General features: G+C 66.0%; 9 protein-coding genes. 7 read left to right on the plus strand and 2 right to left on the minus strand.

Annotated elements, in window-relative coordinates; translation table 11 throughout:
- Nucleotides 1-115 precede the first annotated feature (115 nt).
- A complete protein-coding gene (locus tag BLEFHOIH_RS14480; RefSeq protein ID WP_088346656.1) occupies nucleotides 116-1,156 on the minus strand; it encodes a trypsin-like peptidase domain-containing protein in 1,041 nt (346 codons plus the stop codon).
- Between the two features lie 143 nt (nucleotides 1,157-1,299).
- Here BLEFHOIH_RS14480 and BLEFHOIH_RS14485 point away from each other — a divergent pair, with 143 nt between their 5' ends.
- On the plus strand, nucleotides 1,300-1,707 hold the full coding sequence (locus BLEFHOIH_RS14485; protein ID WP_088346847.1) for a LysR family transcriptional regulator: 408 nt from the start codon (nucleotides 1,300-1,302) through the stop codon (nucleotides 1,705-1,707).
- Nucleotides 1,708-1,751: 44 nt separating this feature from the next.
- A complete protein-coding gene (tsaA, locus tag BLEFHOIH_RS14490; RefSeq protein WP_088346658.1) occupies nucleotides 1,752-2,216 on the plus strand; it encodes a tRNA (N6-threonylcarbamoyladenosine(37)-N6)-methyltransferase TrmO in 465 nt (154 codons plus the stop codon).
- Between the two features lie 4 nt (nucleotides 2,217-2,220).
- Here tsaA and selD read toward each other — a convergent pair whose 3' ends face one another.
- Nucleotides 2,221-4,488, minus strand: coding sequence for a selenide, water dikinase SelD (selD, locus tag BLEFHOIH_RS14495; RefSeq protein WP_088346660.1), 2,268 nt, complete (start codon nucleotides 4,486-4,488; stop codon nucleotides 2,221-2,223).
- Between the two features lie 472 nt (nucleotides 4,489-4,960).
- Here selD and fdnG point away from each other — a divergent pair, with 472 nt between their 5' ends.
- The 5 genes from fdnG to selA are packed head-to-tail and all read left to right on the plus strand — an operon-like array spanning nucleotide 4,961 to nucleotide 11,972.
- Nucleotides 4,961-8,080, plus strand: a complete 3,120-nt coding sequence (fdnG, locus tag BLEFHOIH_RS14505; RefSeq protein ID WP_140421882.1) for a formate dehydrogenase-N subunit alpha — start codon at nucleotides 4,961-4,963, stop codon at nucleotides 8,078-8,080.
- Between the two features lie 11 nt (nucleotides 8,081-8,091).
- On the plus strand, nucleotides 8,092-9,000 hold the full coding sequence (gene fdxH / locus BLEFHOIH_RS14510) for a formate dehydrogenase subunit beta (RefSeq protein ID WP_088346663.1): 909 nt from the start codon (nucleotides 8,092-8,094) through the stop codon (nucleotides 8,998-9,000).
- On the plus strand, nucleotides 8,990-9,643 hold the full coding sequence (locus BLEFHOIH_RS14515) for a formate dehydrogenase subunit gamma (protein WP_088346665.1): 654 nt from the start codon (nucleotides 8,990-8,992) through the stop codon (nucleotides 9,641-9,643). Before fdxH ends, BLEFHOIH_RS14515 begins: the two co-directional genes overlap by 11 nt.
- Nucleotides 9,640-10,554, plus strand: a complete 915-nt coding sequence (fdhE, locus tag BLEFHOIH_RS14520; protein WP_088346667.1) for a formate dehydrogenase accessory protein FdhE — start codon at nucleotides 9,640-9,642, stop codon at nucleotides 10,552-10,554. Before BLEFHOIH_RS14515 ends, fdhE begins: the two co-directional genes overlap by 4 nt.
- Before the next feature lie 23 nt (nucleotides 10,555-10,577).
- Nucleotides 10,578-11,972: an L-seryl-tRNA(Sec) selenium transferase gene (selA, locus tag BLEFHOIH_RS14525; RefSeq protein ID WP_280950372.1), complete on the plus strand. Its 1,395-nt coding sequence runs from the start codon at nucleotides 10,578-10,580 to the stop codon at nucleotides 11,970-11,972.
- The last annotated feature ends 1 nt before the right edge of the window (nucleotide 11,973 follow it).

An 11,973-nucleotide genomic window follows, 5' to 3' on the forward strand; every position in this document is an offset into this window, starting at 1 on the left:
CTACTAGGCGCGTGAGGCGGTCGCTGCCTGACCCTCTCCTATCGGGAGAAGGAGTCCGGCTGTGGATCGTGGCGGGCTGCGCGCATCTAAGCGTCAGCCCCTCGCCACGCTCCCGCTATTTCCGCGCCGGCTGTTCGGCGACGCGGGGCGTCAAGGCCATCATTTCGCCGCGCCGCAGCAGTTTCACCTTCAGCTCCTGGCCGATGGCCTGGCGGTCGAGCAGCTTGTAGATGTCGTCGACGCTCGGCACCGGGCGGTCGTTGATCGAGATGATGACGTCGCCCTGGATGATGCCCGCCGCCGCCGCCGGTCCGCCCGGCACGGCCTGGATGATCTGCACGGCGGAGGCGGTCTTCAGGCCCATGCGGTCGGCGGCGGCGCGGGGGAAATGCACCGTCTGGCCGGCAATGCCGAGATAGCCGCGCTCGATCCGGCCATAGCGCAGAAGCTCCGGGATGACGCGCTTGGCGGTGTTGACCGGCACGGCGAAGCCGGTGCCCTGCGCGCCCGCGATGATGGCGGTGTTGACGCCGATGACGCGGCCCGCCGAGTCGAGCAGCGCGCCGCCGGAATTGCCGGGATTGAGGGCGGCGTCGGTCTGGATGATGTCTTCGATCAGGCGGCCGTTGCTGGCGCGCAGCGTGCGGGCCAGGGCGCTGACGACGCCCGCCGTGACGCTCGCCTGCAATCCGAACGGATTGCCGATGGCGACGACCAACTGGCCCTGGCGCAGCGCGGCGCTGTCGCCGAGTTCGACCGAGGAGAGCTGGTGCCGGTGCACGCGCAGGAGCGCCAGATCGGTGTCGGGATCGGAGCCGACCATTTCGGCCTTGGCGACGGTGCCGTCGGCGAGCAGCACTTCGACGGCGGGCGCGCCCATCACTACGTGATGGTTGGTGAGCACATAGCCGTCCGGCGTGATGACGATGCCGGAGCCGCCGCCTTCGGCGCCCTGCGGCCCCTCGCCATTCTTCGACCGCAGCCGCCTGATGCCGACCAGCGCCGGGCCGACGCGCTCGACGACGCCGGTGACGACGCGCGAATAGGCGTCCATCGCGGCGTCTTCATCGGCGCGGGGGGCAGCGGCGGGACGCTCGGCGGTGTCACCGGATTCGACGGCGGCGGGCCGGGCAAAATTGAGTCTGATGATGTTCATGATTGGACTCCCCTTGAGGGTCGCCATTAACTAAGAGGCCGTGGCGGCATTTCAAGCGGGCGGGATTTGCGGCAGCCATGGACGCGGCAGGGCACAAGGTGCAACATGGCGGCGATTTTCTGCAATCTGCGACGGGCGGAGGCATGACGAAGAAAACCATCTCCGACGCGCCGGAGGCGAGCCGCGCCCAGAACCGGCCCGCGGGCGCCGAGGCGCCGACGCTGTTCCTGCGGGTGAAATTCGGCGAGCGGGCGTTTCTGGGGCCCGGCAAGATCCAATTGCTGGAGCTGATCGAGGAGCGCGGCTCGATCTCGGCGGCAGGCAAGGCGATGGGCATGTCCTACCGGCGCGCCTGGCTGCTGATCGACGGGCTGAACGCGGTGTTCGTGTCGCCGCTGGTGGTCAAGCAGACGGGCGGCAGCGGCGGCGGCGGCGCCATGCTGACCGATCTCGGCCGCGAGATCGTCGCCCGCTACCGCCGCATCGAGGCCAGCGCGGCGGCGCAGTCGGCGGCCGATATGAAGGCGCTGGCGCAGGTGCTCGCGCCGTGAGCGTGGGCCCGGATTTGCAAGAGGATGGACGACAGATGAGTGAGATGCCCGGCCTGAGCGATATCCGGCCCAACGAGGTCGCCGTCGCCGCCCCCGCGCCGACCGATGCCGGATTGGTTTTCATCGGCCGCATCCGCACGCCGTGGGCGACGCGGGCGGAATGTCCCAAGCGCGGCGATCCGGAGGGACCGGTCTGCCGCATCGAGATTTTCGAGCCTTGGGGGGCGGCGCTCGAGGGCGTGTCCGAACTGGAGCGGATCGAGGTTTTCTACTGGCTGCACGAGGCCCGGCGCGATCTGGTGATCCAGAGCCCGGGCCACGGACCGACGCGCGGCACCTTCGCGCTGCGCTCGCCGGTGCGGCCCAATCCGATCGGCGTCTCCGGCGTCGCCATCGCCGGGGTGGAGGGATCGGCGCTGCTGGTGCGCGGCCTGGACTGCCTCGACGGCACGCCGCTGATCGACCTGAAACCCGGGCGCTGCCCGCCGAGGACGGACGCGGCGGACTAGGCGCTCAGTCCGCCTCGCCGAGCGCGACCAGCTTGCCGCCGGGCGGGGCCTCGGTCACGGTGCCGATGATGGCGGCGCGGTCGTAGCCGGCGGCGATGAGATCGGCGCGGCAGGCTTCGGCTTGCCCGGCGGGGACGGCGGCGAGCAGGCCGCCGGCGGTTTGCGGGTCGAACAGCAGCGGGAACAGCGGATGGTCGCGCGCGCCGCCCTCGGCGATGGCGCGGCGCAGGCGCAAATTCTCCGGCTGCAGCGAGGAGACGATGCCCGCCGCCAGCGTCTCCGCCGCGCCGTCGAGCGCGGCGATCGCGCCCATGTCCAGCCGCGCGCCGACGCCGCCGGCCTTCAGCATTTCGACCAGATGGCCGATCAGGCCGAAGCCGGTGATGTCCGTCGCCGCATGGGCGCCGTGCCGGACCAAAATCTCGGACGCCGCGCGCCCCGATTGCAGCATATGGGCGACGGCGTTCATCACCCAGCGCGCCTTGGCCTTGCCGCGCATGTCGGCGGCGAAGAGGGTGCCGGTGCCGAGCGGCTTGGTCAGGATCAGCCGGTCGCCCACCCGCGCGCCATCCTTGCGCAGGACGGCATCGCGCGGCACGAGGCCGGTGACCGCGAAACCGAGCGCCAGTTCCGCGCCTTCGCTGGTGTGCCCCCCGGCGAGCGTGCAATCGGCCGCGCTCAGCGTTTCGTTGGCGCCGGCCATCATGGCGGCGAGGTCCGCCTCGACCTTGGCTTCGATGCCATAGGGGAGGGTGGCGATGGCGAGCGCCGTCTGGGGCACCGCGCCCATGGCGTAGATGTCGCCGAGCGCGTGATTGGCGGCGATGCGGCCGAACAGATAGGGGTCGTCGACCATGGCCCGGAAATAATCGACCGTCTGCACCGAAAGCTGCTCGCCGCCGGTGTCGATCACCGCCGCGTCGTCGGCCGCGTTCAGCCCGGCCAGCACTTCGGGCCGCGCGAACGGCCGGATGCCGCCGAGCGCCCGCGTCAGCACCGTGGCGCCCACTTTCGCGCCGCAGCCGCCGCAGCGCATCGGCACCGCCGCGATCTCCGCCAGCGCGCGCCCGTCCGAGACGGGCGAGGCGGCAGCCGCCTCCGGCTCGGCCATCTCCGGCAATTCGTTGAACTTCGCCATGAAGCGGCGGTCGATGCGGTCCTTCCAGCGCCAGACCCATTCGCCCGCAAAGACCAGCCCGTTGCGGGTGCCGATGGCGTAGGGCTCGCCGGTCGAGACCAGATACATCGCCTCGCGCTGCGGCTTGAAACTGGTGAGCTGCCCGCCGCTGAGCCGCCGCCGGATGTTCTCCGTCAGCACCGGGCCGGCGCGCACGGCATAGACGCCGGATTTCGGCAGCGGGCGCGGCTGGAAGGCGATGACGTCACCCGCGGCGAACACATCGCTCTCGCCCTCGGCCCGGAGCTGGGCATCGACGCGCAGAAACCCCTTCTCGTCGAGCGGCAGCCGCGTCGCCTTCAGCCAGGACGGCGGCTGGGCCTGCGTCACCCAGAGGATTTCGTCAGCGGCGCGGCTGCCGCCGTTCTGGAAATGGATCAGGCCGCGCTCGACGCGGCAGACGGCGCTGCCGGTGACGATCTCGATGCCGCGCTCCTGGAAGATCGCCTCGAAGCGCGCAACGAAGCTTTCGGGGAAATTCGGCAGCACCTCCGGGTCGCTGACCAGGGTGAAACGCGCCGCCGCCGGGTCGTGCCCGGCCGCCGCCAGATCGCCCCGGAGCCGCCGCTCGAGCGACAGCATCAGCTCGACGCCGCCCGCGCCGCCGCCGACCAGCGCGATGCGCCGTTCGCCGCGCGCCTTGAGGACGCGCTGGCGCAGCGCCTCGAAACGCGCCAGGAAGCCGTCGATCGGCTTCACCGGGACCGCATGGTCCGCCGCGCCCGCGACGCTCGCCGTGTTCGGCGTCGAGCCGATATTGATCGAGAGGATGTCGTAAGGCACCGGCGGGCGGTTGTCGCAGATGACCATCTTGGAGGGCAGGTCGATGCCGATGGCGGCGCTCTGATAGAGCCGCGCGCCCGCGAAGCGGCAGAGCGGCCCAGTGTCGATATGCGCCTGGTCGAAATCATAGAGGCCCGCGATCAGCCCCGGCAGCATCCCGGAGTAAGGCGTATGCACTTCGCGGGTGATCAGCGTCAGGCGGACGCCAGGCATCGGCTTCATGCCGAAGCGCTTCAGCACCTGCACATGGGCATGGCCGGCGCCAATGAGCACCACGTCCTTGACGACCGGAGATTGCGTTTTCGGCTTCATCGGCTAACAACGCTGGCGCGCCGCGCTCCGGCGCAAGATCCACCCGGCCTGCCAAGGCGGATATCCACCGCCAATACCGGCGATCCCGGCAAAAGCGCATTCATCGGCGCCGCGTCGGGGAGCCGGCTCATGCAATGTCATCCATGCAAGATTTTCGGTTGATCGTCCGCTCGCGGCGCCACCCTGCCCAGCCATGGCGGCGAGCCCAAGACGCCTCGAAAAACTCTGACAGATCGCAAAGCCGGTATCAAGCCTGCGTGCTCCGGGGATTCCCATTCTCCATCAGGCGCTTATGCCGCGTCAGCCTTTAGTCGGATAGGGCGGCTATTGACGCGGCTTTCGATCGCGTGAGATTATGAAATCGCATTCCATTTCATAAGTGGCTGCGAAATCGAGCGCATTTCTGCATGCAGATGCGCTTTCGGGTGGGACGAGGCTTACCGCCATTGTTCCCATGGGAGAGGAAACCGCGATGGAATTAGATCGGCGTAGTTTCCTGAAAGCTGGTGGAGGTGCGGCGCTCGCTTCGAGCATGGCCGTGCTGGGCTTCGGTGAAGACCAGAAGGCGCTCGCTCAAGCGGTTCGCCCCTTCAAGCTTGCCAGGACAACTGAGACGCGCAACACATGCCCCTATTGCTCGGTGAGCTGCGGCATCCTGATGTATTCGCTCGGCGACAAATCCAAGAACGCCAAGCAGGAAGTCATCCATATCGAAGGCGATCCCGATCACCCGGTCAATCGCGGCACGCTGTGCCCGAAAGGCGCGGGTCTTCTGGATTTCGTCCATTCCAAGACGCGCACGAAATATCCGCTGCACCGGAAGCCCGGCTCGGATAAGTGGGAGCGCGTGTCCTGGGATTTCGCGCTCGACCGCATCACCAAGCTGATGAAGGAAGACCGCGACAAGAATTTCGTCGCGACCAATCCTGAAGGCGTGACGGTCAATCGCTGGTTGACGACGGGCATGCTCGCCGCTTCGGCCACGACCAACGAGACGGCGTTCATGACCTGGAAGACGGTCCGCTCTCTCGGCATGGTGGTATTCGATAACCAGGCGCGTGTTTGACACGGACCGACGGTGTCCAGTTTGGGCCCAACATTCGGTCGCGGTGCGATGACAAATACCTGGATGGACATCAAGAATTCTGATGTCATCGTGATCATGGGCGGCAATGCCGCCGAAGCCCACCCATGCGGTTTCAAATGGGTGACGGAAGCCAAGGCGCATAACAAGGCGAAGCTGATCGTCGTCGATCCCCGCTTCACCCGTTCCGCGTCCGTGGCCGATTACTATTGCCCGATCCGTCCCGGCACCGACATCGCCTTCCTCGGCGGCGTCATCAATTACCTTCTGAGCAACGATTTGATTCAGAAGGAATATGTGCTGAACTTCACAAATGCCGCCTATATCGTGAAGCCGGAATTCGGCTTTAAGGACGGCTTGTTCACGGGCTATGACGAGGTCAAGCGCGACTACGACAAGTCGAGCTGGGACTACGAGATCGGCGAGGACGGGTTCGCCAAGGTCGACATGACCTTGCAGGATCCGCGCTGCGTCTATCAGCTCATGAAGCAGCATTATTCCCGCTACACGCCGGAACTGGTCGAGCGCATCTGCGGCTCGCCCAAGGAGAAGTTCCTGAAAGTCGCCGAGTACATGGCTTCGACCTCGAAGCCCGACAAGGCGATGACCTCGATGTACGCGCTGGGCTGGACGCAGCATTCCAAGGGCGCCCAGAACATCCGCACCATGGCGATGGTCCAGCTTTTGCTGGGCAATATCGGCGTGCGCGGCGGCGGCATGAATGCGCTTCGCGGCCACTCCAACATCCAGGGGCTGACCGACGTCGGGCTGATGTCGCATCTGATGCCGGGCTATCTCAACATGCCCACGCAGAAGGAGCCTGACCTCGCAACCTATATGAGTTCGCGCGGCTTCAAGCCCTTGCGTCCCGGTCAGACCAGCTATTGGCAGAATTACAAGAAGTTCTTCGTCAGCTTCCAGAAGTCGATTTTCGGCAAGGCGGCGACGGCGGAGAATGACTGGGCCTATAATTACCTGCCCAAGCTCGATGTCACCTACGACATCCTGCGCGCTTTCGACCTGATGTATAATGGCAAGATGAACGGGTACATCTGTCAGGGCTTCAATCCCCTGATGTCGTTCCCGAACAAGGCCAAGAATCTTCAGGCGCTGGCCAAGCTGAAATGGCTGGTGGTGATGGACCCGCTGCAAACGGAAACGGCCCGTTTCTGGGAAAACCACGGCGAGTTCAACGATTCGAAGCCTGAGGAAATCCAGACCGAAGTGTTCGAGCTGCCGACCACCAGCTTCGCCGAGGACGAAGGGTCGCTGACCAACTCCTCGCGCTGGCTGCAATGGCACTGGCCGGGCCAGGAGCCGCCCTACGAGACCAAGACCGACATCGACATCATGGCGGAGATCTTCCTCCGGCTGAAGACGATGTATGTCAATGAAGGCGGTGCCTTCCCCGATCCGATCCTGAACCTCACCTGGAACTACCAGACGCCTCATGCTCCGACGCCTGAGGAACTGGCCAAGGAGCTGAACGGGCGCGTGCTCGAGGACATCACCGACCCGGCCGATCCGACCAAGATCATCCTGGCGGCGGGCAAACAGCTCGACGGCTTTGCCCAGCTCACCGACGACGGCAAGACCGCCTGCGGCTGCTGGATCTATTCCGGCTGCTTCACCGATGCCGGCAATCAGATGGCACGGCGGGATACGACCGATCCCGGCGGCACCGGCCTGGCCCCGAAATGGACCTGGGCCTGGCCGGCCAATCGGCGCATCCTTTACAACCGCGCTTCCGCCGACGTGGCGGGCAAGCCGTGGGCGCCGCAAAAGCCGCTCATCCAGTGGAATGGCAGCCGCTGGGTCGGTTTCGACGTGCCCGATTACGGCCCGACCATCAAGCCGGAGCAGTCGGTCGGCCCGTTCATCATGCAGCAGGAGGGCGTTGCCCGCCTGTTCGCCCGCACCGGCATGCGGGAGGGACCGTTCCCGGAGCATTACGAGCCGATGGAAGCCCCGATCGCCAATCTGATGAGCCCGGCGATCAAGGGCAATCCGGTGGCCCGCATGTTCAAGGGCGACCGGGAGGCCCTGGGCAGCGCCGAAAAATTCCCCATCGTGGCGACGACCTATCGCCTGACGGAGCACTTCCATTATTGGTCGAAGCACGTCTTGCCGAACGCCGTCATGCAGCCGGAATTTTTCGTCGAGATGTCCGAACAGCTCGCCGCCGAGAAGGGCATCAAGATCGGCGGCTGGGTGAAAGTCTCCTCGAACCGCGGCTTCGTCAAAGCCAAGGCCGTGGTCACGAAACGGCTGCAGCCGCTGAAGGTCGACGGCAAGGTCCAGCACGTCATCGGCATCCCGATCCACTGGGGCTTCACCGGTGCGGCCAAGAAGGGCTACGGCGTCAACGTGCTCGGCCCGGTGGTCGGCGACGCCAATTCGGAGACGCCGGAATTCAAGGCGTATCTGGTCGATGTCGAGCCGACCACGCCGCCGGTGACGGAACCCGCCGTCGCCAGCGTGTCGTCCTCCAAGAAACAGCAAGGCTAGGGAGATAAGTCATGGCAACATACCAATCTCTCGACCTTCGCCGCCGCTCCGCCACGACCGAGCCGCCGCCCAGCGTGCGCGGCACGGCCGTGGAGGTCGCCAAGCTCATCGACGTGTCCAAATGCATCGGCTGCAAGGCCTGCCAGGTCGCCTGCCTCGAGTGGAACAACCTCAAGGAAGAGGTCGGCGTCAATGTGGGTGTCTACGACAACCCGCACGACCTGACCGAGCATACCTGGACGCTGATGCGCTACACCGAATGGGTCAATCCGGACGGCAATCTGGAATGGCTGATCCGCAAGGACGGCTGCATGCACTGCGACGATCCGGGCTGCCTGAAGGCCTGTCCGTCGCCGGGCGCGATCGTGCAATATCAGAACGGTATCGTCGATTTCGTCTCGGAGAATTGTATTGGCTGCGGATATTGCGTGAAGGGATGTCCCTTTAACATCCCGCGCATTTCAAATGTCGACCGCAAGGCCTACAAGTGCACGTTGTGCTCGGACCGGGTGGCCGTCGGACAGGCTCCGGCCTGCGCCAAGGCCTGCCCGACCCAGGCGATCTACTTCGGCTCCAAGGAAGACATGATCGAACATGCGCAAGGCCGCATCGAAGATCTGAAGGAGCGCGGCTTTGCCAATGCCGGGCTCTACAATCCGGAAGGTGTCGGCGGCACGCATGTGATGTATGTTCTGCATCACAACGATCAGCCCCAGCTTTATGCGGGTCTTCCGAACAAGCCGCAGATCGCCGATACTGTGGCTTTGTGGAAGGGCATCTTCAAGCCACTGTCGCTCGGGGGCATCGCGCTGGCCGGTGTCATCGCGTTCATCCACTATATTACCGCCGGACCGAATGAAGTCACGGAGGAGGATGTGGAACACGCCAAGGCGCTGACGGGAGGTCGCGATGTCTCGTGATGACGACGACAGCATCGTTGCGCGCTACACGGCGTGGGCGCGCATCAACCATTGGATCACGGCGGGATCGCTCATCCTGCTCGCGCTGAGCGGCTTCGCCTTGTTCCATCCGTCATTGTTTTTCCTCACGAATTTGTTCGGCGGCGGCCAGATGACACGGATCCTGCATCCGTTCATCGGCGTCGTGCTGGTGATCAGCTTCCTCGGTTTGTTCCTGCGCTTCGTCCGCTACAACTTCCCGACGGTCGATGATTTCCGCTGGCTGGGCAAGTTCGGCGCGGTGCTGCGCAACGAGGAGGACGGGCTGCCGGAAGTCGGCCGCTACAATGCCGGCCAGAAGCTGTATTTCTGGGGCATGACCTTCACCATCGCCGCGCTCGTCACCAGCGGCGTGGTGATCTGGGACGTCTATTTCGCCAATGATTTCAACATCGACCAGCGGCGACTGGCCGTTGTCGTGCATGCCGGCGCGGCAGTCGCGGCGGTGCTGTTGTGGATCGTCCATGCCTATGCGGCCGTCTGGGTGCGCGGCACGGTGCGGGCCATGATGCGCGGCAGCGTCACGGCCGGCTGGTCCTGGCGACATCACCGCAAATGGCTGCGCCAGGAAGTCAGGGACGAGAAACGAGTACCGGCTGAATGAGTGGACAGACACCCCAATTCGGGGATCTGAGCATAGGTAAGGCCGCGGCAGACGAATTTGTTCGTCTGCCGCGGTATCCTGCCTTGTTCGAAATACGCGCCGCCCGCATGAAAACCCTGGCAGCCGCCAATCCGGCCGCCGGCTTTCTCGGCCTGATGGTCCGCGTGTTCAGCGCCCAGGCCGACGCCAGCCTGCTCGCCGGCGAGGTCGTGCCGCCCTCGGCGGAGGCGATCGCCCGGGCGCGGGAACACGCCATGCCGCCGATCGCCACCGATAGCTGGGTGCCGACCGCGACCTATCGCGCCGCGCTGCGCTTCATCGCCGCCAATATTTCGCGCGACGGCCTGCCCCAGGCAACCATCGACGTGCTGGCGGGCCTCGGCGAGGCGCCCGACGAACATCTGGACAATCTGGCCCGCGCGCATCTGGAAAGCGCGATCCCGCCGCATTGGCAGGGCGAGGCGATCTTCGCCGTCGCCGCGCTGCAGGTCGAATTCGCACGCATCGCGAGCCTCCTCCCGAAGGAGGCGATCAAGCCGCTCGACGCGCCCGGCCTGTGCCCCTGCTGCGGCTCGCCGCCGGTGGCGGGCGTGGTGGTCGCCGACCACGCCTTCGGCCGCCGTTTCCTAAGCTGTGGACTGTGTTCGACGAGTTGGCATTATGTCCGCGTCGCCTGCATCACTTGCGGGACGGAAAAGGACGTCGCATATCAGGAGATCGAAGGCGGCGATGGCGTTGCCAAATGCGAGAGCTGCGACGATTGCCGAACCTACTCGAAGATCTTCTATCAACAAAAAAATATGGCCGTCGAGGCGCTTTGCGACGATCTAGCAACGCTTTCGCTCGACCTTATGGTCAATAATGCCGGATGGAAACGTCACGCGCCAAACCCCTTCGTGCCGGTGATCTAGGCACACCCCAAGAGGACGCCCCAGTGCCAGACGGGCGAGCCAAGCGCCCCGTGCCGCCCTCCGTCGATGCGATGCTGAAATGGGCATCCGTCGCGGCTTTGGAGGCGGAATATGGCCGTGTGCCGGTCGTGGAGGCGCTGCGCGGGATTGCGGGCGCCATCCGCGAGGGCAGGGTCGGGGCGGACGAGGCGTCGGTCGCTGCGGCGGCGCGGACGGATTTGGCCAGGCGCTTCGCGCAGTCTCAGCGGCGTGTTTTCAACCTCACCGGCACGGTGCTGCACACCAATCTCGGCCGCGCCCTCATCGCCGAGGACGCCATCGCAGCGGCGGTCGAGGCGATGCGCGCGGCGACGACGCTCGAATATGAGCTGGAGGCCGGCCAGCGCGGCGAGCGCGACCGCCATATCGAAGCGTGGTTAACGGAATTGACCGGCGCGGCGGCTGCCTCCGCCGTCAACAATAATGCCGCCGCCGTGCTGCTGGTGCTGGCGGCGCTCGCGCGCGGCAAGGACGTCATCGTCTCGCGCGGCGAGCTGGTTGAAATCGGCGGCTCCTTCCGCATTCCCGACATCATGCGCGACGCGGGCTGCCGCCTTGTCGAGGTCGGCACCACCAACCGCACCCATCTGGCCGATTACGAGCGCGCCATCGGGCCGGAGACCGGACTCATCATGAAGGTGCATTGCTCGAACTACGCCATCAAGGGGTTTACCAAATCCATCGCCATCAGCGAATTGGCGGCGCTCGGGCGCGAACGCGGCATCCCGGTTATCGAGGATCTCGGCTCCGGCACGCTGACCGACCTGCGCCGCTACGGCCTGCCCTACGAGCCGACCGCCGCCGCCTCGATCAAGGCGGGCGCCGACATCGTCACCTTCTCCGGCGACAAGCTGCTCGGCGGACCGCAGGCCGGGTTCATCGCCGGGCGCAAGGACCTCGTCCGCCAGATCGCCAAGCATCCGATGAAGCGCGCGCTCAGGCTCGACAAGATCCGGCTCGCCGCCATCGAGGCGACGCTGAAGCTCTACGCCGACCCGGAACGTCTGCGCGCGCAATTGCCGACCATCCGCCTGCTCGCCCGCCCCGCGCAAGACATCCGCGCCGCCGCCGAGCGCCTGCTGCCCGCGCTGTCCGCCAGACTGCCCGGCGGCCTCACCGCCGAAATCGCGCCCTGCCACAGCCAGATCGGCTCCGGCGCGCTGCCGCTCGACCTGATGCCGAGTTTTGCGATCACTTTCGCCGCCAAACAGGCGCGCGGCTCCGGCACCCGGCTCGAAGCGCTCGCCGCGAAGCTGCGCGCCCTGCCCGTGCCGGTGATCGGCCGCATCGCCGATGGGCGCCTCTGGCTCGACCTCCGCTGCCTCGAAGCCCATGACGAGCCCGCCCTCGCCGCCCAATTCGCCGATCTCGCGGTTTAGG

Source organism: Rhodomicrobium sp. R_RK_3, from assembly GCF_002198715.1.
Classification (GTDB): domain Bacteria; phylum Pseudomonadota; class Alphaproteobacteria; order Rhizobiales; family Rhodomicrobiaceae; genus R-RK-3.

What these genes read in the sequence shown, in the direction of transcription:
- fdxH (WP_088346663.1), top strand. Translation starts at nt 8,092, where the DNA reads ATGGCAACATACCAATCTCTCGACCTTCGCCGCCGCTCCGCCACGACC.
- BLEFHOIH_RS14485 (WP_088346847.1), top strand. Translation starts at nt 1,300, where the DNA reads ATGACGAAGAAAACCATCTCCGACGCGCCGGAGGCGAGCCGCGCCCAG.
- BLEFHOIH_RS14480 (WP_088346656.1), bottom strand. Translation starts at nt 1,156, where the DNA reads ATGAACATCATCAGACTCAATTTTGCCCGGCCCGCCGCCGTCGAATCC.
- tsaA (WP_088346658.1), top strand. Translation starts at nt 1,752, where the DNA reads ATGCCCGGCCTGAGCGATATCCGGCCCAACGAGGTCGCCGTCGCCGCC.
- selD (WP_088346660.1), bottom strand. Translation starts at nt 4,488, where the DNA reads ATGAAGCCGAAAACGCAATCTCCGGTCGTCAAGGACGTGGTGCTCATT.
- fdhE (WP_088346667.1), top strand. Translation starts at nt 9,640, where the DNA reads ATGAGTGGACAGACACCCCAATTCGGGGATCTGAGCATAGGTAAGGCC.
- BLEFHOIH_RS14515 (WP_088346665.1), top strand. Translation starts at nt 8,990, where the DNA reads ATGTCTCGTGATGACGACGACAGCATCGTTGCGCGCTACACGGCGTGG.